Raw genomic sequence first — 21,155 nt, 5'->3', positions numbered from 1 at the left:
CGGGCATATTGCATTAAGCTGGAGCCCTAACGATAAAGACATATTAACCGATGAAAAAATGGTCAGTATCGCCCAGGCATATTTGTTACGCATGAAGATACAGGACACGCAGGTTTTAATGGTACGTCATAAAGACCGGGAGCATCCGCATGTGCATATCATTTATAACCGGGTAAACCACAATGGCAAGACCATAGCCGATAACTTTCAACGGCAAAAGAGCATTAAGATTTGCAAGTCGCTCACCTTGCAGCATGGCCTGTTTATCGCACAGGATAAGCAAAACGTTAATCGTCAGCAACTAAAGGGCATAGATAAGGTAAAGTATGAGTTACACGACGCCATAAAAGCGGTTAGCCAAAAGGTGTACAGCATGAACGAGCTAAAGCAGGAATTAGCGAAGCAAGGCATTGGTATACTGTATAAATACAAAAGCGGTTCGCTTGAAAAGCAGGGTATCACTTTTAGTAAGGGCGAGTTCAAGTTTAAAGGGTCAGAATTAGACCGCAGTTTAAGCTATAGCAGGCTAAGCAAGCAGATCAGTGATCAGTCGCAGGTACGCGAACAGCAGGAAAAAACCGCTCGGCAGCAAAGCCCGGTTCAGGAACGCCGTTTGGCCGATCAGTTACGGCAGGCAATTGCAACAGAGAGAAGTAGGGAAACGAGCAGACAGGCAGATGCCAGCATCATAGACGAAGTCTTCGGAAAGCTATTGAAAACAAGCAGTTCAGGCGGCGGCGAACCGGAAGAACCTCGACGGAGACGCAAGAAAGGTCACGGTGAAGAACAAGACCAAAGCATGGGCATTGGTCGATGATTGAATTAATAAGAGAAATTATTATGGCACATGAAGATAATATACAGCAGGAAATTGTTGAAAGTTTGGCTAAGAAATATATTGAACTCGACAAGCGGCAAAGTAAAATAGAGGCCTTGAATTTAGAACAATTACCGGCGCAGGTTAAAGATTTAGACAAGTCTATAACTGAAATAAAAGAAATGAAAATGACAAATTTTTGGGAACAGCTTAACGAATATGGAAGCCAACTGAAAGTTTACGGTGAAAAATTACAGGCCATACCGAAATATATACTTGTTCGGAACAGAATTGAATTTGATATAAAATCCAAGTTTGTGATTAAGATTGTCCTATGGTTGAGTTTAGCCGTCGCGATTTTAATTGCAATGGTAGTCATGTTATTGATTGAACTTTCAAGTCGTTCAGAAGCTAAAGACAAATATGAACTGGTACGAGGTTTTTACCCTGAAGTTGCGGCACAGGTAGATAGTGGTTACCTCGTTAACAGAGACAAACTGATTAGGCAGGCAAACATTAATATAACCCGTCGTCAGCAATTATTAGATGCGGAAATTAACGCACAGCAAGCAGTTAAAATGAGTAAAGAGGCACAGCAGAAACTAAGACACTTAAAGAAGCAAAAAAAGTAATAACGGGTTACAACGTTTTCGTGGCGGATTAGGCTATCAATAATAAAAGCCACCCATCACTCTGCCGGGCGGCTTTTAACCTAAACCTTATCACAATTAAACGGGTGAATGACAGTTTGTCAAATGACCACGTTTATTATATAATGCAAAGCTAATTGTTTAGATCAAATCTCCAAGCGTTTTTAAAGAAAAATGTTGTGGAATTCACCAACATTTATTTATCTTGCTCCGTACAACAATTCAATAATATAAGTGAGTGAAGTATGGTTGGAATTGGGTATAACATTTGTTTAGTGAGTATACTATGAATTATTGAACAATTGAGGTTTGTAAATCGAAAGTTTATTATCAGGAAAGGTAATTCTGCTGACGACGAGAGCTAATTATATACCTAAACCGGATAGTTATGAAAGTTATTAATCTTATTGACAGGCAAGTTCCAGGTGCATCTATTTTGGAGGATACGCGGGTTGTATACATGTGGTTGATAGAAAATCTGTATCTCGCAATCATTGACGAAGAACAACGTGTGATAGGCGTCTTAACCTTAAAGGATTTGCATCACAATGCGGACGCACTTAATGTAATTGATTTTGATATCAGCAAACCGGAAGTTAGCCCCGAGCAGAGTATTTTTGAGGCTTTTGAATTGATGAAAGAAACAGAAAATGACTGTCTGCCGGTCTATGATGACGGGAAGTTTTTGGGCGTGATTACCATGAAAAGAATTACTGAACGATTAGTCCAGTTCGTAAGTGAAACCCAACAGCAGTATCAGAAAGTAATCCATGATTTGCGTAATCCAATTAGTAATTTGAGTAGCTTGATCAAGTTGCTTGATACGACGGTTACAGATCAGGAAACCCAGGAGTTTATAAAGTTATGTACTTTTTCTTGTAAGCATGCGATGGAAATTCTTGACGATCTTTTATATGTTGAAATTGATGAAAATAAACCTCTCGTAAAGGAATTAACTGAGTTAAATGAGTTTTTTAAAATCTGTATTACGGAGCAATCAGGGTTATGTCTGTTAAAAGGTATAAAAGTAGAAACGAACATTTCTAACGATAAATTTGTAAAAGAGATTGACCGTGCGCGGTTAAAACGCGCCATACAAAATGTAATTTCAAACACTATTAAATTCTCTTATCCAAACTCAACCGTCAAAATGAGTACTAAGATCGAGCGCAACCAGATCATATTAAAAGTTCTGGACGCGGGAATTGGTATACCCGAAATATATCAAAACGATGTATTCGAAAAATTTACTGCTGCTGGCAGAATAGGCACTAACGGAGAACCCTCCACGGGACTTGGACTATGTTTCAGTAAACAATGTATTGAACAACATGGTGGCCAGATATATTTTAAGTCGACAGAGGGACGGGGAACTAAATTTTATATAAGACTATAGCAATTAATTTTGTATTTAAGTGTATCCATAACCAACTAAGAGAATTCACTGTGAACCATCTTTGTATTTTAAGTTAAATTTTGTTGGGGAATAAGCCAACGTTTTTGAATTTTTAATATTCCATTTTTCCTAATCATTTCACAGGAAAAATGGTTAGCGAAACAGACAGAGAACAATTAGCACTATTCGGAAAACATCTTAAATCATTAAGACTGTCTAAAAAACTATCATTTAGGAAAATGGCATTGCTTTGTAATGTGGATTATGCTGATATTCAACGTTACGAGAGCGGCATGGTCAACATCACTTTGTTAACTGTACTGCAACTCGCGAAAGCTTTAGAAGTTGAACCCGATGAGTTATTAAGATTTAAAAAGAATTAAATATTGCAACGTTCTGTTGCTTTTTAAATAGCATTTCCTTTTTCAACCATGTTAAACGTTGCAAGGTTTCTTGCATTCAGCTATTTTTTCAATCGTATTAGAATTAAATATATACAATATCTGGAAAGATCACCGCCTGCGGCAGGCGGCTTCATTCTTATGCTGCCAGCCTCATTGCAATGCAAACAGCAATTGCCGTTTGCATAGTTGCCCCTCATTCACCATAGCCGCAAAGATAGCCCACGCCGGGATAAAACGTCAAGGGTATACGGAGCGAGCCGAATTGTCCGCTTTTCAGCGGCTGGCTCGCCCTTGACATTTTACCCGGCTAAGCGCTTTCGGTTGCTTACATGATGATTAAGGGGCGGTCGTTCTTTAGACCCAAAGATGAACAGTATGGCGAATAAATAGGCTTTTTTAAGTGAAAAAGATTTATTATATTTGCATAACAAGTTCATTGACTATCTGTTACGAGTGCTTTAGTGATACAAATGCGATCAAATGAAGTCTAATAAAATGAGACCCATTCGGTTACCATTTTCACAAGTCAACTTGATAACTTTCATATAATCAACGCATTAAGGAGCAGGATAATCATCCTGCCATCCCGACGCTTACGGTGTCAAGCGATACCAAAAAGCCCTTAAATCTATGATTTAGGGGCTTTTTTATTTTATTCCACCCCAATTCATTCAAGTTATATCAAAGAAAATGTACCCTATTCGGTGCCCCAAATCTATCGTTTATATTTGGGCACAAATAGCGCATAAGTAACTGATAGTCAATATGTTATTTGATTTATTTTGATTGGTTTTGGTGCCCTTTGCAGTGTTTCAAATCAACGGGCAAATCGCCCGCCTGCTAAAGCGTATCGAAGCCCGTCAATCTGAAGCTATTGCAAAATAAAAATTGACGAATATGAAAACACAAAACAACACCTTTGGCGTGATCTTCTACCTAAGAAAGTATAAAATCACCAATGACGGAAAAACACCTATCTATGCGAGAATTACTGTAAACGGGCATCGTACCGATGTTTCAGTAAAGCGTTCCATTGACCCTGCCAACTGGAATGCCAACAAGGGTATGGCTAAAGGCAGCAAAGAAGAAGTTGTAAAGCTGAACAATTACTTAGAGCAATACCGCTCCGGAATCGTAGAAAGCTACCAAAAACTATTATTACAAAAGAAGCTCATTACGGCTGAATTAGTAAAAGATAAGTTTACAGGCGAAGATCAGGCAGAATTTACCCTATGCAAGCTGATGTCCTATCACAATACCGAACAGGCGCAGGTATTGGAGCAAGGTACGTTGAAAAACTACTTTACTACCCAAAAGTATCTCAAAGAGTTTATACAGGAGCGGTTTAACACCACCGATAAATACCTTTCTGAATTAACCTATAAGTTTATTACCGACTTTGAATTTTTCCTACGTAACAGGAACCCGGAAAAAGGGCAAAAGAAATTAGAGAATAATGGTTTGATGAAACACCTTGAAAGGTTCTGTAAGATGGTGAACCTTGCTGTTAGGTTGGAATGGTTAGACCGCAATCCGTTTCAGGCATATCAACTAAAGTTTGATAAAGTAGAGCGCGAATATTTAACCAAAGATGAATTGGCAAGGATTGAGAACAAATATTTCAATATCGTACGGCTACAGGTTGTTAAAGACCTGTTTATTTTCAGTTGCTACACTGGCCTTGCTTACATTGATGTTTACAATCTGACACCCGCCAACCTGATAGAGCAGTCAAAAGGCAACCTTTGGATTATGACTAACAGGCAAAAGACCAACGAACCTGTTAGAGTGCCTTTACTGCCAAAAGCTTTGGCGATCATTGAGAAATATAAGGGTCATCCGCAAGCACTGGCGGAGGGTAAAGTTTTGCCTACGCTAAGCAATCAAAAATTAAATAGCTACCTGAAAGAAATAGCTGATATGTGCGACATAACCAAACCACTGACATTTCATATTGCACGGCACACATTCGCTACAACAGTTACCTTAACCAATGGTGTTCCGATTGAGACTGTAAGCAAGCTGTTAGGGCACACCAAATTGACCACGACACAGATTTATGCTAAGGTTATAGAAAGCAAAATAAACGATGATATGGCTGCCTTAAGTGCCCGCCTGCAATAATCACACGAGTAAACTTGCGGTCGCAATTTGCGACCGCAAGTTTTTAAATACAGTTTAAAACTTAGTAAGATGGAAAATACCTTAATAACCGATGAAACCCTGATGAGTAAAATTTATTTTATCAGAGATCAAAAAGTCATGATAGACGAGGATTTAGCTGAATTATACGGCGTTCCTACTAAACGTTTGAATGAGCAAGTCGCACGTAATGTTGATCGGTTTCCCGCAGACTTTATGTTTAAACTCACAGATGACGAGTTTGCCAACTTGAGGTCGCAATTTGCGACCTCAAGTTGGGGAGGTCGAAGAAACCCACCTAACGTTTTTACTGAACATGGCGTTTTGATGCTTTCGAGCGTGCTGAACAGCAAACAAGCTATAAAAGTCAATATTCAAGTGATGCGGATTTTTACCCGAATCCGGCAAATGTTACTTGATAACACCGAATTGCGCTTAGAAATAGAATTGATTAAGAAGAGGCTTGACAATCAGGATAAGAATATGGAAATCGTTTTTAGATATCTGGACGAGTTGATCGACAAAAATAAGCGTCCACAGGCAAGACGAAGAATTGGTTACAAACCAGACCAAGATTAAACGACTCCCCTAAAACAAAGCCCTTTAAATTTAAAGGGCTTTGTTTTATCCAATTCCACTTCTGTGCAAATAATCTGCATTATTTGTTAACTCCTTATTATCATAATTCTTTTAGAGCGGTTTGATCTTATATTTGAATTATGATTGAAAATATAACCACCTTATCATATTCTCTATACCACAATAAAGGTGTTTATGCACTTTTTTTAGGATCTGGAATATCAAGAAGTGCAGGTATTCCAACTGGTTGGGAAATAGTCGTTGATCAAATCAAGCAGCTTGCTGCCCTGCATAAAGAAACCATTAGTGGTTCTGCTGAAGATTGGTATAAAGAAAAGTATAACAAAGAGCCGGATTACTCGGATATTTTAGAGGCTGTTACCCATACGCAAGAAGAAAGGGTAAATGCACTTAGAGGATATTTCGAGCCGAATGAGGATGAGTTCGAGGAAAAGCTCAAGCAGCCTACGATTGCCCACCGCCAGATTGCTCAACTGGTAAAAAAAGGGATTATTAAGGTTATCATCACGACAAACTTTGACAGGCTCATTGAAAATGCACTAAAAGACGAGGGTATTGAGCCAACGGTAATCTCCAATCCCAATCACATCGATAACGTTCAGCCGCTAATTCATAACCCTATTACGCTCATCAAAATCAACGGGGATTATTTAGATACCAAGTTTCTGAATATCAAAAGTGAGCTTACGGCTTACGAACCTCACACTGAAAATTTGCTCCGCTACATATTTGAGAATTTTGGCTTGATTACCTGTGGCTGGTCGGCTGCCTGGGATATCGCGATTGTTGATTTACTAAAGTCTTCAAATAAGTTCCGCTACGGCAACTATTTTACTTTTAAAGGTAAGCCGACAACAGAATTGGAATCATTGTCGGCTTTCAGAAAGGGTGTCTTATTGCAAATAGCAGATGCAGATCAGTTTTTTAAAGGATTGAATGAGAACATCGAAGCCATTGAAACCTTACAGTTGCAACATCCGCTTAATGCCGAATTAGCCTTAGCCAAGCTAAAAAAGTTTATTGCCAAAGAGGAGTACAAAATTTCATTACACGATCTGGTTATAGCAGAGGCTAATGATGTTGCACTCTATATCAACCAGCGCCAGTTCCCGCAACCCACTTTGGAGGCTCTCAAAATAGAACTGGAAGTTAATTTTACCAAGCTAAATACATTAAGCATCATGCTGATCAATGGTATTTATTGGGGGAAAAGCTACCATAGAATGATTTGGTTGAAGGCATTTGGTAAATTTCTGTACCCGCCCGATAATGCGAGAAGTTATACGATGTGGTCAAATTTTCAAAGATTTCCTATGCTTTATCTTACCTACGTAATCGGACTTTCTGCTTTGGTTACGAAGGATTTCGAGTTACTGCATGAAATATTGTTTATGGGTAGGTGGTCAAAATATTCCGAAAAGGATGAACCCCTGATAGACGAAATATACCCGGAAAAAGTAATTGAAAAGGATTGGTTTAATAAAATGAACGGCACCAATCAACATACCCCGTTTAGTGAGTATTTATTTACTAAACTTAAGCCGATGTTCGAGCCGCTCGTTACCAATGAAAATGATTATATCAATTATTTCGACTATTTTGAATATACGTTTTCACTTGCCTTTATATCGCAGGCAGGAGATCATTGGACGCCGTTGGGACGTTTCGCCTGGAGAATGAAAAGCATGTACAAGCGGGAAACAATTGTACATAGAAAGATCAAGGAGGCTGAAGAAAAAAAGGAAGATTTCGAGTTAGCCAATAAAACATTATTCAAAAGTTATGCGGATTATTTGGCAGCGAATACCAAACTGATGAATTATTTAGAGGACATCCATTTTAGATAATAACGACTAAGTGTGATAGTTTATCAAATCTTGTTATAAACCTAATTTTAAAACCTTGGAACATACATTTAAATGGTTTCTTCACACCAGCATAAGAAGCAAAGACAAATATTTTGAATTTGACATTACTGAATATTGTAAGGTTTATTTTGGTAATGAAAGTTATTTGACTCGTCAGACTACATTTGATAAACAAGCTGAAGTCGATAAAGCTACAATCGATTCAATTGAGCAAGTTAAAATTAAATTATATCCTTTTACAGTTGCTCCTATGAGCAACACTAATGAGGCTGAACGAATAATAGAAGCGGAAATTGGAAAGTTTCCTGATTTTCAACACATAATAAATCGTGGAAATTTAAGGCATGCCCATGGCTTAGTAATCGTTGAAATAAAGTTTAACGGAGATTTCACTTATTCCGAAAACCTTAAACTTGATGAAGAAAAAGATATTGAAAAAGTATTGAATTGGAATATCGATTTTGATATTCTACGGCTCCGCATGATTTCAATTGCCAATGATATTTGTTCTTTTTTTATATTCGGATTACACCTTACTTATCCCACTCATTCTAACTCTCATGAATCAACGAAACCACAATCAAGCGGTTTGTTATTTATGGCCGGCAATACCAAATACGTTCTTGATGAACATTCAGATATACTGGCTTATCCGCTGTTAGTTGAAAAAGAGAGATTTGATACCCTCAAAGAAATTTGGGCTATGCTCGCTAAGGTCTGGCATAAGGATATTTGGTCGTTTCATCGTTTCATTAAAGCGGTTAGGTCTGACTATATAACCATTGACAATTTTCTTGACTTAGTATTTACTCTTGAAAGCTTCTTTGGCAATGATACCTCCACTGAAACTATGCGATTAGTCTCTTCACTTATTGTTGCCAAAAATAAATCAGAGGCGAGCAAAATTAATCAGTTGCTAATAGACTGTTTTAGAATAAGAAATGAAGTTGCCCACGGCGGGGTGCATTATCGGTTGTATGATAAAATTCCCAGAAAGCCAAAGGGCGATGAGAAGCATAAAATGATACTGGAGCTTTTTTGGGAATTAAAAAACTTAAATATCTCGTTGATGGTCTATGGTATTCAAAAATTAATTAACGATAGAAATCCCATTCCCGCTTCAGCAATTCGACTGGGCCCAAGTGACATTGAAGAACGATATTTTTCAAACGATTTTATTTAACCTAATGGGTCTGTAAAATAAACTGTGTCAACCGACCCGCCCCATGGGGCGGGTCGGTTGATTGCTCAGCTCAAATCTAATACCATTCTACCTGGGAACCAAATGGCCAGTTTTTGTGCGGTCATGGCCCAGTTATTAAGCGGCATGGTCCATTTCTGGCTGATGTTATTATGGGCCAGATAGATCAGCTTTAACAGGGCCATGTCGGATGTAAACCCGCCTTTTGTTTTGGTTACCTTCCTGAGCTGCCGGTGAAAGCCTTCAATCGTGTTGGTGGTATAGATCAGTTTACGGATAGCCGGGTCATACCGGAAATAGGTGGTCAGCTTAGACCAGTTATTCCGCCAGGATTCCAGCACCTTTGGGTATTTCTTCCCCCACGTTTCTTCCAACTCATCCAGCCGCAATTCCGCCAGCTCCAGCGTTTCGGACTGGTAAACCGGCTTAAGGTCTTTCATAAACGCTTTCTGATCCTTAGAGGCTACATACTTCAGGCTGTTGCGTATCTGATGCACCACGCAGGTTTGTATCTCGGTTTGAGGGAACACGGCGCTGATAGCTTGCGGGAAGCCGTTCAGGTTATCAATACAGGCAATCAGAATATCCTTTACCCCCCGGTTCTGCAAATCGGTTAATACTGACAGCCAGAAGTTTGCACCTTCACTCTGAGAAACATACATTCCTAAAAGCTCCTTATGACCATGACGGTCAATACCCAGAATGTTGTAAACGGCATGCGACACCATCCGGTGGTCTTCCTTCACCTTGTAATGCATAGCATCCAGCCATACGATCGTGTATAGTTCATCCAGCGGCCGCGATTGCCATTCTTTTACTTCAGGAATGATCTTGTCGGTAATCGCTGATAAGGTGGCATGGCTGATCTCGGTGTCATACATATCCTTGATATGTTTGGAGATGTCCCTGAAACTCATTCCAAGGCCGTACATACCTAAAATCTTTGACTCCAGGCTTCCGGCTAAAATGGTTTCCCGTTTCCGGATCAGTTCCGGCTCAAAACTGGAATGCCGGTCGCGAGGAGTATTGACCGTGATCGTCCCGTCTGATGTGCGGATCTGTTTGTTGCTCTTGCCGTTCTTGCGGTTGCCTGTGCTGCGTTCTTCTTCGTCCAGGTGGCTCTCTAGCTCCGCTTCCAGGGCTGCGTCCAGAAAGGACTTCAACAGCGGCGCAAATGCGCCGTCTTTGCCATACAATGATTTGCCCGAACGTAATTGCTCAAGGGCTTTCTTCTTCATTTTGCTCGTAATCGAGCGCTTCTTCTTTATGCATTTTATGTGTTACTAAGTTAATGTTCTTAACTTGTGACACAGTTTATTTTACACTCTCAACCTAATATGAGTGTCGCAGATCTATGCATTTATTTCATTATTGGCATTTTAAGTGTTGGTTACCCAATCTTATTACAGGTTATCTCTCATCTTGATGAAAAATATGCATCGATCATAATTGTCGATTTATTTAAGAAAGAACTGCGCTGGAAGTTATTTAATGTGTTTTTCATAACGGCACTGGTATTAGTGGGAGTGTATGCATTAATTAACTTATACACTTTAAACAAATGCCTGTTTATTAATCTCCTTACAACATATCTGTTATTTCTATCCACCACGTTCTTGGTCATCACATTTCTGATGTTTGTAGGACGGATAATAACCTATTACACACCTTCCAAAATAGTTGCCTATTTTATTGAAAAAGAAAATGATGCCAATAACGAGTATTTTAAGGCTTTGGGAGATATATTATATTTTTCCGTTGAAAACAATAAAGACGCTTTTGCCAGAATAATTCATGAACACATTACTAAACTATTTTCTCAGCATGCAAAAAAACATAAAGGGCATCCTGTAGTTTATCCTGACACTTTTTATACGCTTATTATTAATACGGTTTCGCGTCTTGCTCATTTGAAAGAACGCCGTTTCGGGTTTCTTGAACATTTAACCGTGGGCGGTGCCTGGCTGATTGGTAACGATACGCAGATCAGCGAGGAAACTTTTTCATGTTTATGGCGATGCCTGACCATAGCCGTAAACTTTGAGCGCGATGATATGGTGATGCAATACTGGCCTGTAGCACACCAGCATTTTGTTTCAGAGCTTCGCGGAATATCTGCTGAAACGAGCGATGAGAACGGTGAACTTAAAATCATTAATCAAGATGCGATTGATTACCGTGATGGTCAGCGTAAAAGGTTCTTGGAATTTAACCAGGCGCTGATCGGCCTGCTACTCTACCGAGGTAGATGGGATTGCATCAAAAGAATATTCCGGTATTCGACAGATGCGCCGCCCAAATATGCGCTTTTGCCAGAGTACATGGATGAGGTGTTTGAGGTGTTTTTCAAATTTTGGGATGCCTATTATTATAATTTTCCTTTCATCGGTTATAAGTATTGGTACCCGGAAACTGAGGGGCTTAATTCTGAAAACTTGGTTAAGTATTGGACAGGAAAAACAGCCGCTCTTTTATTTTTAAGGCAGTATTCCATTATCGAATATTATACCTATATGCGCCCTTTAGCTTACCCCGCCATTCCGCAGATGAAAGTTAAGAAAAGGGAGTGGATAGAAAACTTAGGTCATTTTAAACGATTGGTCGAGGAACTGTACAATAATCGTGAATTGATGGATAGTGTGGGATTAGGCTCTTTGACCGATGAATGGTGTGTACAGAACGGAAAAATCAAACCCATTGATTTTATCGACAACCTGATAAAAGTGTAAACAAAGCCTATGAACGATCTGAAATAGAAAATGAAATTTCTGAAAAAGAGTTAAACAACTTTAAAGTATTAAGTACACGAATATTGCAAAATGCTATTCAGCCTTATGTAGATATTTTTTCAGATGAAATAGAACGGCCATACACATGGCATTCAATTCCTGGTATTAAGGGGTTACTGGAAAAAGCCCCGTTCACCGATGATACGGATGCAGATTCTGCAAATCATGGTTCTATATATGCCCAATCGATGGCTGAACATATAAAAACTCAGATGTTCAATATTCTTAATTATGTTCCGCGACATAAGGAATATTGGTTAACTCAGGAAGATTTTTTTGCTGGTATCGACTTGTTAAAGCTTGATCCGGAACGGCATGTGATAATAAATTGGGGGTTGGATTTTTCTTTCTTTAACGGCGGACAGCCGATTGATGGCCTTGAAAGCGATAATTATAATGGTGTGCAAGTTTTAGAGCTGCCATTTTATGGTAGAGGCAATGAAAGGCGTTTGCTGATTTTACAAAGAAGTGATCTGCCACAAGTCTTCTTTAAAGACATTTCACATTTTCAGATTAAGATGTATAACGCTGAAAAGTTAGAGCCGTTAAATATTCAGGCGGCACTTGTTGATTTGCACCGCAATAAAAAGGTCAGAGACCTAGTTTTAGCCGACAGAGATTTCACTGATGAACAAAAAAACGGTATTGAAAAGCAGGTCTACGTTTATATCGCTATGGAGATGATTGTTAGACGAAAAGAAGGAATGCATGGAGTTGTTATAAGTCCGCATTATTCATACCAGCAGAATGGAGTTAGGCGAACTTTATTAAATGAGGTTAAAGATTTTGACACACTGACAGGGAATGATAATAACAAAAAAGCCAGCAAGTGAGCAATTAAGACGAGGAAATTAGATTCTGAAAATTGATGCCGCAACTTGTAGCCCATCAGAAATTTAAAACGACCACTGTACAAACTATCAGCATACTTTAATGACAATATTTAATAAAAACCAAATTTCGGCAAAGGGCGTTACAATACTATTAGATTAGTTAACCTGAAACGATGCCCAATAAATACTTTAAACCGCATAAGCCTTACGACCGCAACCCACATAAATATGAAATAGGTGTATTTGTTGGATTGAAGAAAGGTTACGAGGATAACCTATTTATAAAGAAGCTGTTCACCCTACCCGAAGTCGAATACGCCGCCTATTACCTATACCACTTGGCATACTTTTTAAATAAGGAGCCTAACGGTGAGCAGGATTTTTTTTCTTTCGTTTGGCAGATCGTTTTGAGGCGTATCAAGTTTATAGAAACCAAAGACCCTTTTAATTCAAGCCATGCGTTGGATATAGAAATACTTGATAAGCTGCTTAGCTTTCAAAAATACCTACGCTCTATTGACCAGTGGAACACGCAAAAAACACTTCCTGAAATCATTGCCGACCAACAGGATGAGATCAGGAAACAGCAGGTAGAAATAGCCACATTAAAGGAAGACCTGAAAGCAGCAAGGAAGTTAGAAACGCAAGAATATATCAATATTGCAGATGGCTACCTGTTAAGTTTTTTAGATATATGCCTGCAAGCGCAGGAAGCCATGTTACCTGACGATGGTAAAGAACTGGTGTTTTCCCAAACGCAGATCGTTTGGTGCAAGATGATCGCCAAGTATTTCAGAGAGGGTAATAACGAGATCAGTTTAGAAACCATACGTCGTTATTTCCCCGCCGATAAGAATAACCCCGGCTCGAAATACGCCAAAATCCCTTCGGAACTACGACTGTTTCAACTCAAACCCGCCCGGAAGCGGAGTTAGAACCGTCCAAACTTAACCGCACTTTTTTTCTCTTTTCGCAAGCCGCAATAGACTGAATTTCAGTAGCGTATAAGCTTGCTATAGCTTGTTATAAACGCCGTCAATTTAACCACGCAATTCCGCGTGGTCACGCCCGCGGCACCTTTTTATTTTCATTTGCTTCATGGAAATCATCAACCAGGAAGCCCTAAGCCGGTGTGTCAGGGATGCAGTCAGGGCAGAATTACAGGAGCATTTTAAGATGGGCGAAACCTCGCCACAGGACGAACGGCTATTGTCCAAACAAGAACTGTCCGAAGAATTGGGCGTGTCATTGGTCACGCTTACGGACTGGATGAAAAAGGGCCTACCCTATTTGCGCCTGCATAAACGGGTGTATTTCAAAAAGAGCGAAGTGCTCAAAATCATGCAACAAAAAACTAAAGATTAACAGGAGGGCAAAATGAACATCGAGTTTATCACGAAAGAGGATTTGAAAAAGTTGGAGAACTTATTATACGAGATCAAAGGGCTTTTAAAGCCCGGTCAGGGTCAAAGTAAGCAGTGGTTGAAAAGCTACGAAGTCAGGAAGTTGCTTAACATTTCCCCCGGCACTTTGCAGAATTTAAGGGTCAACGGCACGCTCCAATATACCAAGATCGGCGGCCTCCTTTATTACAAGCGGGAGGACATTGAAACACTTTTGGAGGGCAACGGCAAGTAGGGCTTCGTGTACGAAGCCCAAAGCGAAGCTTTGGTGAAACGGCGGCACAGCATACCGCTTACGGTATAGCTGTATATATGGACAGACAGGCCGGAGGCCGTTAACCAAACCCATTTGCCGATAAGAAGCAAGTTTGTGTTTTCGGTACCCGAAAACTCCGCCCGTGCCTTCGGCAGGACGGCAAACTTGCTTTTTGCTCCCGATGGTCGCAAAAAGGGAAAGAAGATTTAAGGATGATATAAGTGTATGGAAACCACATTAATGACAGGGACGAAAATACCAAAGCCGAAGCACAAAGGCGGCAGGCCGAAAGCCAGTATCAAGCGTGAATCCCACGCCAAAATCCGACTGACTGCTACCGAGCGAATATTATACAATGGGCGGGCTAAAGATGCAGGAATGAGCCTAAGCGATTTTGTAAGAGATGCTATAAAGTCAGCGCGAGTTATTGCCCGGCTATCTGTGGAGGATATGAAACTAATGCGCATGATGACAGGACTTGCCAACAACTTAAACCAGTTGACCAAGCTTGCCCATCGGGATGGGCTGCTGTCCGTTGCACGAAAATGCAGCGAGGTTTTAAACGATATTGACCAGGCATTAAAATACTTCAATAACGATGATCGCTAAAATACCCAAGCCCGGCAGAAGTTTTGGTGGCGTTGTGGAATACAATGTATTGAAGAAAGATGCCGAGTTGCTTTTTGCCAATGGCATTAGAACAGATCATGTAAAGCACATGATAGCAGATTTTAATATGCAGCGGAAACTTAATCCCGGGTTGGGTCAGGCGGTTGGTCACATCGCATTAGGATTTAGTGCAAATGATAGAGATAGATTGACCAATGACCTGATGACGGCCATAGCCAAAGACTACCTACAAAGAATGAAGATTGACAACACGCAGATTTTGATAGTCCGGCATCAGGATAAAGCACACCCGCATTTGCATATCGTTTATAACAGGGTTAATAATGATGGTAAAACCATTGCTGATAGTTTTCAGCAGTATAAAAGCATTAAGGTTACTAAGGCGCTCACTTTACAGCATGGGCTGTTCATTGCTTTAGACAAGAAACAAGTGAACCGGGAGCAGCTTAAAGGTGCCGATAAGGTCAAGTACGAGTTGTACGACAAGATTAAAACCGCAAGCAAGCAGGTAACCACGATGGGGCAATTAAAGCAGGCATTGGCAAAACAAGGCATCACCACACAGTACAAGTTAAAAAGCGGCACACTGGAGATACAGGGAGTTAGTTTCAGCAAGGGCAAGTACACTTTTAAAGGCTCTGAAATTGACCGCAGTTTGAGTTATGGTAACCTGACCAAGCAGCTACAGGAGCAAGTTAAAGAAAAACAGGTAGCAGATCAGCAGCCATCGTTAGCGCAGCAATTACGGGACGTATTAGCTACCCAGCAAGGGAAAGAACAAGAAAGTACGGCGAAGCAAGTATTTGGCGCAGCACTTGACTTGTTCGGTCAGATGCCAGTAATCGCTACCGACCCCGAACCACCCCGTAAACGCAGAAAGAAAGGCCAGGGCGAGGATGAAGAACAAAGCAGAGGTATGAGAATTTAAACATTTAGAATTATGGAAAACCACGAAGATAATTTACAGCAGGAGATCATAGATAGCTTATCGCGAAAGTATACTGAACTTGAAAAGCGGCAAAGCAAATTGGAGGCTTCAAACCTTGAAGCTATGCCCAATCAAATCAAAGAGTTAGAAAAAACTGTTGCCGAGATCAAAATAATGAATACAACAGAAATCAACGATCAACTAAAGCAATACGGAAATCAATTAGACATATATGGCCAGCAATTAAAATCATTTCCAAAGGAAGTACCTATTCGCAATAAAATAGAGTTTGATACCAAATCAAGATTTGTAGTTAGGATAATATTATCTCTAATTGGGTTTGCCGCTGTGTCGATTGGAGTGGTTGTCGTTTTGGTTTTCGAGTTAAGTAGTCGGTCGGATTATAAAGACAAGTATAAAATTGTGCAGGGATTTTATCCGAGAGTGGCCGATCAAGTCGATAGTGCATATTTGGTTAATAAAGACACGCTACTTAATCAGGCAGAAATAAATATTGAACATCGTAAAGAACTATTAGATGCTGAATTGGATGCAAAGCAGGCGAAAGAAAAAAATGAGGATGCAAAGCAACGATTAGAAAAGCTTAAAAAACACAAATTAAAATGAGTTGCCAAATTAACAATTAAGCATGGTGTTGAAAAAAACAAAAGCCGGGCATTGCGCCTGGCTTTCAACCTAAACCTTATCTGAGATAGTCACGATTTAATCTGACAGTTACAATAAATTAAAGAACGTAACTGAGATTAGAATAATGACAACACAAGCAAAGATCATCAAAAACAAGTTGGGCATATTAGAGCTTGCCCAGCATTTAGGAAACGTATCACAAGCCTGCAAAGTAATGGGCTACTCCCGTGATAGCTTCTACCGATTCAAGGAACTTTACGAACAAGGTGGCGAACTGGCCTTGCAGGAGATCAGCCGTAAAAAGCCTATTTTAAAGAACCGGGTTGAAGAGCACGTAGAAAAAGCTGTTGTAGAGATGGCTATAGAACAACCGGCTTTAGGCCAGCTAAGAGTATCCAACGAGCTTAAAAAGCAAGGCATCCTCATATCTCCGGGCGGCGTAAGAAGTATCTGGCTCCGCCACGATCTACACACATTCAAGCTTCGTTTAAAAGCACTGGAAGCTAAGTCGGCACAGGAAGGATTGGTACTCACCGAAGCACAGGTGATAGCGCTGGAAAAAGCCAAAGAAGAAAAGAAAGCACATGGTGAGATCGAGACGCATCATCCCGGTTACTTAGGCGCTCAGGACACCTACTATGTTGGCAACATTAAAGGCGTGGGACACATCTACCAGCAGACCTTTATCGACACCTATAGCAAAGTAGCCTTTACCAAGCTATATGACCGTAAGAACGCCTTGGTAGCAGCCGAGATGCTTAATGATAAAGTGGTGCCATTCTTTGAACAGCATGACCTGCGTTTACTTCGGGTGTTAACCGACAGAGGCACCGAATATTGCGGGGCGAGAGAGCAGCATGAATACCAATTGTACCTGGCGATCGAAGACATAGATCATAGCAAGACCAAAGCGAAAAGCCCGCAGACCAATGGCATCTGTGAACGCTTTCATCGTACCATTCAGGATGAGTTCTACGCTATTGCTTTTCGAAAGAAGATTTATCGCAGCATCGCTGAACTACAGGCCGACCTGGATAAATGGATGCTTAATTACAACAATGAGCGGACACACAGCGGGAGGTATTGCTTTGGAAAAACACCTATGCAGACCTTTATGGACAGCATTCCGATGGCACAGGAAAAGCTACTGGAGAGACTGGCCGAAGACCAGCTTTTATCTCTCACCCCACAAAGTGATGAGATAAAAGCTGCGTCTGTCGGATTTGCACAAAATAAGCTATATTCACAGAACCCATCTGACAACTTTTAAAACCCAACAACTGTCAGATCAAGTTGTGGCTATTACACCTTATCACAATCGTCACCTAATCACCTAACGACAGTATTTTTCAAATAATCATTACTGATTGAAATATTTATTTACTTGTTAAAAGATCGTTTTTTTCTCTTTCTGCTTGAACCAAGCGTTCGTATAGCTTTTTATTTTCCTCGACTAATTCCAACAGTTTATCTAACGGGTTAAACGTGCAATGGTAAAATGGGCCATGATTACTACCGTGGAATGTATTGTTAAAATAGTTAACTACTGCTTCTTCGGTAAAATTTTTTATAGCCTCTGTTGTTACACCCAATATTTTGGCAATCTTTTCTAATACCTCATCCTCGATAGTTTCGCTCTGTTCAATCCGAGATATCGCTTGTTGGCTTATGCCTAATTCGGTAGCAAGCGTATCTTGCTTGATACCACGCATCTCGCGAATGCGGCCAATTTTCCTACCTATATGATTGTTTGAGGGTTTAGCAGATGTTTCCATAAATCAAATATACAAAGAAATTATAACGGTAAAGAAACCGCAATAGCGAGTAAATAACACAGGTTTTGAGTTCTATACGCAGCCCGCCGCCTTGAATTTTGATTTGAACGGTAATCAAAATTCAACAATATGAACAACATTAATTTTTTCAATGGCTCGGTGATGAATAATGTAATCATTAACGGGTCGCGTATCACCATAGCGGGTATCACTATGGAAATCGATACGGTAATAGAAACGGCCTATAAAAAATTATTGGCTCAGGCGCGTGAACGCATAATGGTTTTAGAAGCGGCACTTAATCGGGAATTTCCCATTGAAGACTTGGTAGATGACCATTATGCAACAGAGGAACAGGGCAAAGAAATGGATGAGCTAATACAGAAAGTAGCGGAAAAATATAATCTGTCACATATCTTTTGTTTTGCCCGGAAAAGTAATATATCAAACGATTTCAATGCTTTCGGTGATTTAAGTCCCGGCGTTGCCATCGACCTGCACCATTTTCTATTATTCATCACAAAAGGTTCAGAGCGGGTTGAACATGAAATACAGGACTACATTAATAACCACTTTAAAAGCTTTAAGGTAACCGCCTTATCGCACAGCTTTGAAAATACCCGGAATGCCATAGCACAGGGCAACCGTTTTTTTGTCACCGCATTTAAAGGCATTACCCTGTACCACGACAAAGAAACTTTCCTTGATATTGAAATGCCGAAACTCAACCCAGCTAATACACTTGAAAAGGCTGAAAGGCGGTTTCACGACCATATAAGAATGGCATCGGGCTTTTTACACAGTGCATCTATCTGCATCCGTAATGAAAAATTCTTTGAGAACGGTGTTTTCTCGCTTCATCAGGCGGTTGAGCAGGCTTGCATAGCAATTATAAAAGTGCATACTGGCTATCGGATTGATTTACATAACATTGCACGCCTATTGAACTTATGTAGGTTTATTTCAGAACGACCCGCTAATTTATTTCTCCCCGGCGATCCGGAATCTGAAAGGCTATTTCAAATTCTCCGGGACAGCTATGGCCATGCCCGATATAAGGAAGATTTTAAAATAGACGAAGCGGACGCAATCAATATTTTAGAAAAGGTTGCTGCATTTGTGGAATTAGCAGAAAATATTTGCCTTGACTGGATAAATAATCTTCGCACAGAAATAAGTAACAAGGAAAGCAACAACACCGAAGTAGAACTAACAACAGAATGACTATGCCTGCAAAAAAAAGAAAAGAGGCGGTAATCATTCCGTCCGAAATGTTTTTTTACGCGATGCCGTTTAAGTCGTCGCGCCAGCGCCTGACACGCGAAAACCTTGCAGAGCATTACGAGCCGCCGAAAGGAAGAAAAGCTTATATGGGTAATCATTATCTGCTTATCAGCTTTGAGAATAGTATCCTGACTGTTAAGGTTAACCCTAATGATGGCTCCGAAAATCATTTATATCTGCACGTTGAGCATGATGAATTGCATGTGGCGTGTACATGCGGTATGCCCGGTGATAAACTTTGCTATCATGCTTTTATAGGGTTACATAGCATGTGTTGGCTTACAGAGGGTTTCGACTTTCAGGAAATTTATTGGCCAGGCTACTATGAGAATGGTAAAGCAAAAAAATTCCTTGAAATAGAGTTAGGTAAACAGCGTATAACCGTTTCAAGTAAACCGGAATTTGGCACTATCTACCGCAGTGGTTTGCAATTCCCTGATGACCAACCGCCTTTATTAGCGAACCCAACAGATCAAATACATACTATAAAACCGGGTGATACTGCTATCTATGCTTATGCGGTTTGCTTTGCAACTGGTCGTTTCCGAAATCGCCATTTTCCACTTCTACTGCCATTCTATGGCATAACAAGCAAGGACGGCTCAAAAGTCGTAAGCTTTACTAAATTTATTTTGCCTGATAAGCTACTTGCTAAAAATAACGGTCATGAGTTACAACAGCAATTAGACGATTACAGCAAAACCATATATGGCATAGTTAAACCTTTGAGCATTGCGGCAAACCGAAACAGAAAGACCTGGAAAGAAGCTAAACAAACAGTTTTTGAGTTATGGCAAAAGGTATTACCTGTACTGGCAAACTATCCGTATAATCAAAGCTATTACTTATGGTGGCTAAAGTATTTGAGGGAGCGACCTATGAAAATGTTTATGCGGGGCTGCCGATATAGTTTAGAGCGGCCAACTCTAACATTTGATCTTACTTATCAAAAGGAAAATTTTACTCTCACCGTAAATGTGATGGTCGGAAGTAAAGCAATTGCGGTAGACCATAAACCGCATTTATTAGTTTTTGACGAGGAAACGCATACCGGGTTTTTGATGAACAGCATCCAAGATGATGAACTATTGATATGGATGATGGACAATAAAAATAAGATAACTGTATTAACTGAGCATTTCAGTGAGTTTGATGTGAACTTTTTAAGCCCGCTAAGTGAAAAATATGTTGTTTTCTTTTTTGACAGATCAGGTAAGAGAATAGGCTATGATTACAATCTGGTTAAAACCATGACTGGCATATAAACATTGCATGGTGGTAAGCGGTTGCGGCAAACGGCTCCATTCTTACGCTGTCAGCCTCACCGCAAGAATAAAGCGCAGTTGCCCTTTAACGTAGCCTCTCAATCACCATCCGCCGCAAAGGTAGCCCATGCCGGAATAAAACGTCAAGGCTATACAAGCGGGCAATACTGTTTTGTTTTTCAGCGGCTTGCCCGTATTCTAAGACTTTCGCAAATAATTGTTGAAGATTACTTATCGGCTGTTTTAAAAGTTAAAGAAAAATCCAT

General features: G+C 40.1%; 21 protein-coding genes. 19 read left to right on the top strand and 2 right to left on the bottom strand.

All coding sequences use genetic code 11. The features are described from left to right. From Q3W13_RS25030 to Q3W13_RS24995, 8 genes are all read left to right on the top strand, one after another. A partial coding sequence (locus tag Q3W13_RS25030; protein WP_302868732.1) for a relaxase/mobilization nuclease domain-containing protein occupies nucleotides 1-817 on the top strand: 817 nt, incomplete at its 5' end. After that, nucleotides 814-1,449 carry a hypothetical protein gene (locus Q3W13_RS25025; protein ID WP_302868730.1) on the top strand — a complete coding sequence of 212 codons (636 nt, stop codon included), beginning with the start codon at nucleotides 814-816 and terminating at the stop codon, nucleotides 1,447-1,449. The genes Q3W13_RS25030 and Q3W13_RS25025, both read left to right, overlap by 4 nt. A gap of 406 nt (nucleotides 1,450-1,855) precedes the next feature. After that, a complete protein-coding gene (locus tag Q3W13_RS25020) occupies nucleotides 1,856-2,863 on the top strand; it encodes an ATP-binding protein (protein WP_302868729.1) in 1,008 nt (335 codons plus the stop codon). Nucleotides 2,864-3,012: 149 nt separating this feature from the next. Further along, nucleotides 3,013-3,246, top strand: a complete 234-nt coding sequence (locus Q3W13_RS25015; protein ID WP_173414956.1) for a helix-turn-helix domain-containing protein — start codon at nucleotides 3,013-3,015, stop codon at nucleotides 3,244-3,246. 918 nt (nucleotides 3,247-4,164) lie between these two features. Beyond that, nucleotides 4,165-5,391 (top strand): site-specific integrase, encoded by a 1,227-nt coding sequence (locus tag Q3W13_RS25010; RefSeq protein ID WP_302868724.1) that lies wholly within the window; start codon nucleotides 4,165-4,167, stop codon nucleotides 5,389-5,391. Between the two features lie 69 nt (nucleotides 5,392-5,460). After that, the gene (locus Q3W13_RS25005; protein WP_302868723.1) at nucleotides 5,461-5,988 is read left to right on the top strand and encodes an ORF6N domain-containing protein; all 528 of its coding nucleotides are present in this window, start codon (nucleotides 5,461-5,463) and stop codon (nucleotides 5,986-5,988) included. Between the two features lie 140 nt (nucleotides 5,989-6,128). Next, a complete protein-coding gene (locus Q3W13_RS25000; protein ID WP_302868721.1) occupies nucleotides 6,129-7,856 on the top strand; it encodes an SIR2 family protein in 1,728 nt (575 codons plus the stop codon). A 55-nt stretch (nucleotides 7,857-7,911) separates the two neighbouring features. After that, complete coding sequence (locus Q3W13_RS24995; RefSeq protein WP_302868719.1) at nucleotides 7,912-9,060, top strand: hypothetical protein; 1,149 nt, start codon at nucleotides 7,912-7,914, stop codon at nucleotides 9,058-9,060. Nucleotides 9,061-9,125: 65 nt separating this feature from the next. On the opposite strand, the gene Q3W13_RS24990 is transcribed toward Q3W13_RS24995, so the two are convergent. After that, a complete protein-coding gene (locus Q3W13_RS24990) occupies nucleotides 9,126-10,328 on the bottom strand; it encodes an IS256 family transposase (RefSeq protein WP_302868734.1) in 1,203 nt (400 codons plus the stop codon). A gap of 54 nt (nucleotides 10,329-10,382) precedes the next feature. Between Q3W13_RS24990 and Q3W13_RS24985 the strand changes: the two genes are divergently transcribed. The 9 genes from Q3W13_RS24985 to Q3W13_RS24945 all read left to right on the top strand — a co-directional run bounded on the left by Q3W13_RS24985 (nucleotide 10,383) and on the right by Q3W13_RS24945 (nucleotide 17,835). Continuing rightward, entirely contained in the window at nucleotides 10,383-11,807 is a 1,425-nt protein-coding gene (locus Q3W13_RS24985; RefSeq protein ID WP_302868717.1) for a hypothetical protein, read from the top strand. Nucleotides 11,808-11,890: 83 nt separating this feature from the next. Beyond that, complete coding sequence (locus tag Q3W13_RS24980) at nucleotides 11,891-12,700, top strand: hypothetical protein (RefSeq protein ID WP_302868716.1); 810 nt, start codon at nucleotides 11,891-11,893, stop codon at nucleotides 12,698-12,700. Nucleotides 12,701-12,873: 173 nt separating this feature from the next. Further along, nucleotides 12,874-13,635, top strand: a complete 762-nt coding sequence (locus Q3W13_RS24975; RefSeq protein ID WP_302868715.1) for a hypothetical protein — start codon at nucleotides 12,874-12,876, stop codon at nucleotides 13,633-13,635. A gap of 163 nt (nucleotides 13,636-13,798) precedes the next feature. Beyond that, on the top strand, nucleotides 13,799-14,065 hold the full coding sequence (locus tag Q3W13_RS24970; RefSeq protein WP_274987915.1) for an AlpA family transcriptional regulator: 267 nt from the start codon (nucleotides 13,799-13,801) through the stop codon (nucleotides 14,063-14,065). A gap of 12 nt (nucleotides 14,066-14,077) precedes the next feature. Further along, the gene (locus Q3W13_RS24965) at nucleotides 14,078-14,338 is read left to right on the top strand and encodes a helix-turn-helix domain-containing protein (protein ID WP_302868714.1); all 261 of its coding nucleotides are present in this window, start codon (nucleotides 14,078-14,080) and stop codon (nucleotides 14,336-14,338) included. 246 nt (nucleotides 14,339-14,584) lie between these two features. Then, nucleotides 14,585-14,968, top strand: coding sequence for a plasmid mobilization relaxosome protein MobC (gene mobC, locus Q3W13_RS24960; RefSeq protein WP_302868713.1), 384 nt, complete (start codon nucleotides 14,585-14,587; stop codon nucleotides 14,966-14,968). Further along, on the top strand, nucleotides 14,958-15,917 hold the full coding sequence (locus Q3W13_RS24955) for a relaxase/mobilization nuclease domain-containing protein (RefSeq protein WP_302868712.1): 960 nt from the start codon (nucleotides 14,958-14,960) through the stop codon (nucleotides 15,915-15,917). Before mobC ends, Q3W13_RS24955 begins: the two co-directional genes overlap by 11 nt. 12 nt (nucleotides 15,918-15,929) lie before the next feature. After that, a complete protein-coding gene (locus Q3W13_RS24950) occupies nucleotides 15,930-16,544 on the top strand; it encodes a hypothetical protein (RefSeq protein ID WP_302868711.1) in 615 nt (204 codons plus the stop codon). A 145-nt stretch (nucleotides 16,545-16,689) separates the two neighbouring features. Then, entirely contained in the window at nucleotides 16,690-17,835 is a 1,146-nt protein-coding gene (locus Q3W13_RS24945; RefSeq protein ID WP_302868710.1) for an IS481 family transposase, read from the top strand. A 106-nt stretch (nucleotides 17,836-17,941) separates the two neighbouring features. On the opposite strand, the gene Q3W13_RS24940 is transcribed toward Q3W13_RS24945, so the two are convergent. Further along, complete coding sequence (locus tag Q3W13_RS24940; protein ID WP_302868708.1) at nucleotides 17,942-18,340, bottom strand: helix-turn-helix domain-containing protein; 399 nt, start codon at nucleotides 18,338-18,340, stop codon at nucleotides 17,942-17,944. 129 nt (nucleotides 18,341-18,469) lie between these two features. Between Q3W13_RS24940 and Q3W13_RS24935 the strand changes: the two genes are divergently transcribed. Together Q3W13_RS24935 and Q3W13_RS24930 are read left to right on the top strand one after the other, a co-directional pair. Further along, entirely contained in the window at nucleotides 18,470-19,564 is a 1,095-nt protein-coding gene (locus tag Q3W13_RS24935) for a HEPN domain-containing protein (protein WP_302868706.1), read from the top strand. A gap of 2 nt (nucleotides 19,565-19,566) precedes the next feature. Then, nucleotides 19,567-20,889 carry a hypothetical protein gene (locus tag Q3W13_RS24930; RefSeq protein ID WP_302868705.1) on the top strand — a complete coding sequence of 441 codons (1,323 nt, stop codon included), beginning with the start codon at nucleotides 19,567-19,569 and terminating at the stop codon, nucleotides 20,887-20,889. The last annotated feature ends 266 nt before the right edge of the window (nucleotides 20,890-21,155 follow it).

The organism is Mucilaginibacter sp. L3T2-6 (genome assembly GCF_030519355.1).
In the GTDB taxonomy this organism is placed as follows: Bacteria; Bacteroidota; Bacteroidia; order Sphingobacteriales; family Sphingobacteriaceae; genus Mucilaginibacter.
The sequence above is the reverse complement of the archived record's forward strand: the minus strand, read 5'-3'. Positions and strand labels throughout refer to the sequence as shown.

Excerpts from the sequence above, each read along its gene's own strand:
- Q3W13_RS24945 (WP_302868710.1), top strand. The coding sequence starts at position 16,690 with ATGACAACACAAGCAAAGATCATCAAAAACAAGTTGGGCATATTAGAG.
- Q3W13_RS24950 (WP_302868711.1), top strand. The coding sequence starts at position 15,930 with ATGGAAAACCACGAAGATAATTTACAGCAGGAGATCATAGATAGCTTA.
- Q3W13_RS25020 (WP_302868729.1), top strand. The coding sequence starts at position 1,856 with ATGAAAGTTATTAATCTTATTGACAGGCAAGTTCCAGGTGCATCTATT.
- Q3W13_RS24930 (WP_302868705.1), top strand. The coding sequence starts at position 19,567 with ATGCCTGCAAAAAAAAGAAAAGAGGCGGTAATCATTCCGTCCGAAATG.
- Q3W13_RS25010 (WP_302868724.1), top strand. The coding sequence starts at position 4,165 with ATGAAAACACAAAACAACACCTTTGGCGTGATCTTCTACCTAAGAAAG.
- Q3W13_RS24975 (WP_302868715.1), top strand. The coding sequence starts at position 12,874 with ATGCCCAATAAATACTTTAAACCGCATAAGCCTTACGACCGCAACCCA.
- Q3W13_RS24965 (WP_302868714.1), top strand. The coding sequence starts at position 14,078 with ATGAACATCGAGTTTATCACGAAAGAGGATTTGAAAAAGTTGGAGAAC.
- Q3W13_RS25005 (WP_302868723.1), top strand. The coding sequence starts at position 5,461 with ATGGAAAATACCTTAATAACCGATGAAACCCTGATGAGTAAAATTTAT.
- Q3W13_RS24955 (WP_302868712.1), top strand. The coding sequence starts at position 14,958 with ATGATCGCTAAAATACCCAAGCCCGGCAGAAGTTTTGGTGGCGTTGTG.
- Q3W13_RS24970 (WP_274987915.1), top strand. The coding sequence starts at position 13,799 with ATGGAAATCATCAACCAGGAAGCCCTAAGCCGGTGTGTCAGGGATGCA.
- Q3W13_RS25015 (WP_173414956.1), top strand. The coding sequence starts at position 3,013 with ATGGTTAGCGAAACAGACAGAGAACAATTAGCACTATTCGGAAAACAT.
- Q3W13_RS24935 (WP_302868706.1), top strand. The coding sequence starts at position 18,470 with ATGAACAACATTAATTTTTTCAATGGCTCGGTGATGAATAATGTAATC.
- mobC (WP_302868713.1), top strand. The coding sequence starts at position 14,585 with ATGGAAACCACATTAATGACAGGGACGAAAATACCAAAGCCGAAGCAC.
- Q3W13_RS25000 (WP_302868721.1), top strand. The coding sequence starts at position 6,129 with ATGATTGAAAATATAACCACCTTATCATATTCTCTATACCACAATAAA.
- Q3W13_RS24940 (WP_302868708.1), bottom strand. The coding sequence starts at position 18,340 with ATGGAAACATCTGCTAAACCCTCAAACAATCATATAGGTAGGAAAATT.
- Q3W13_RS25025 (WP_302868730.1), top strand. The coding sequence starts at position 814 with ATGATTGAATTAATAAGAGAAATTATTATGGCACATGAAGATAATATA.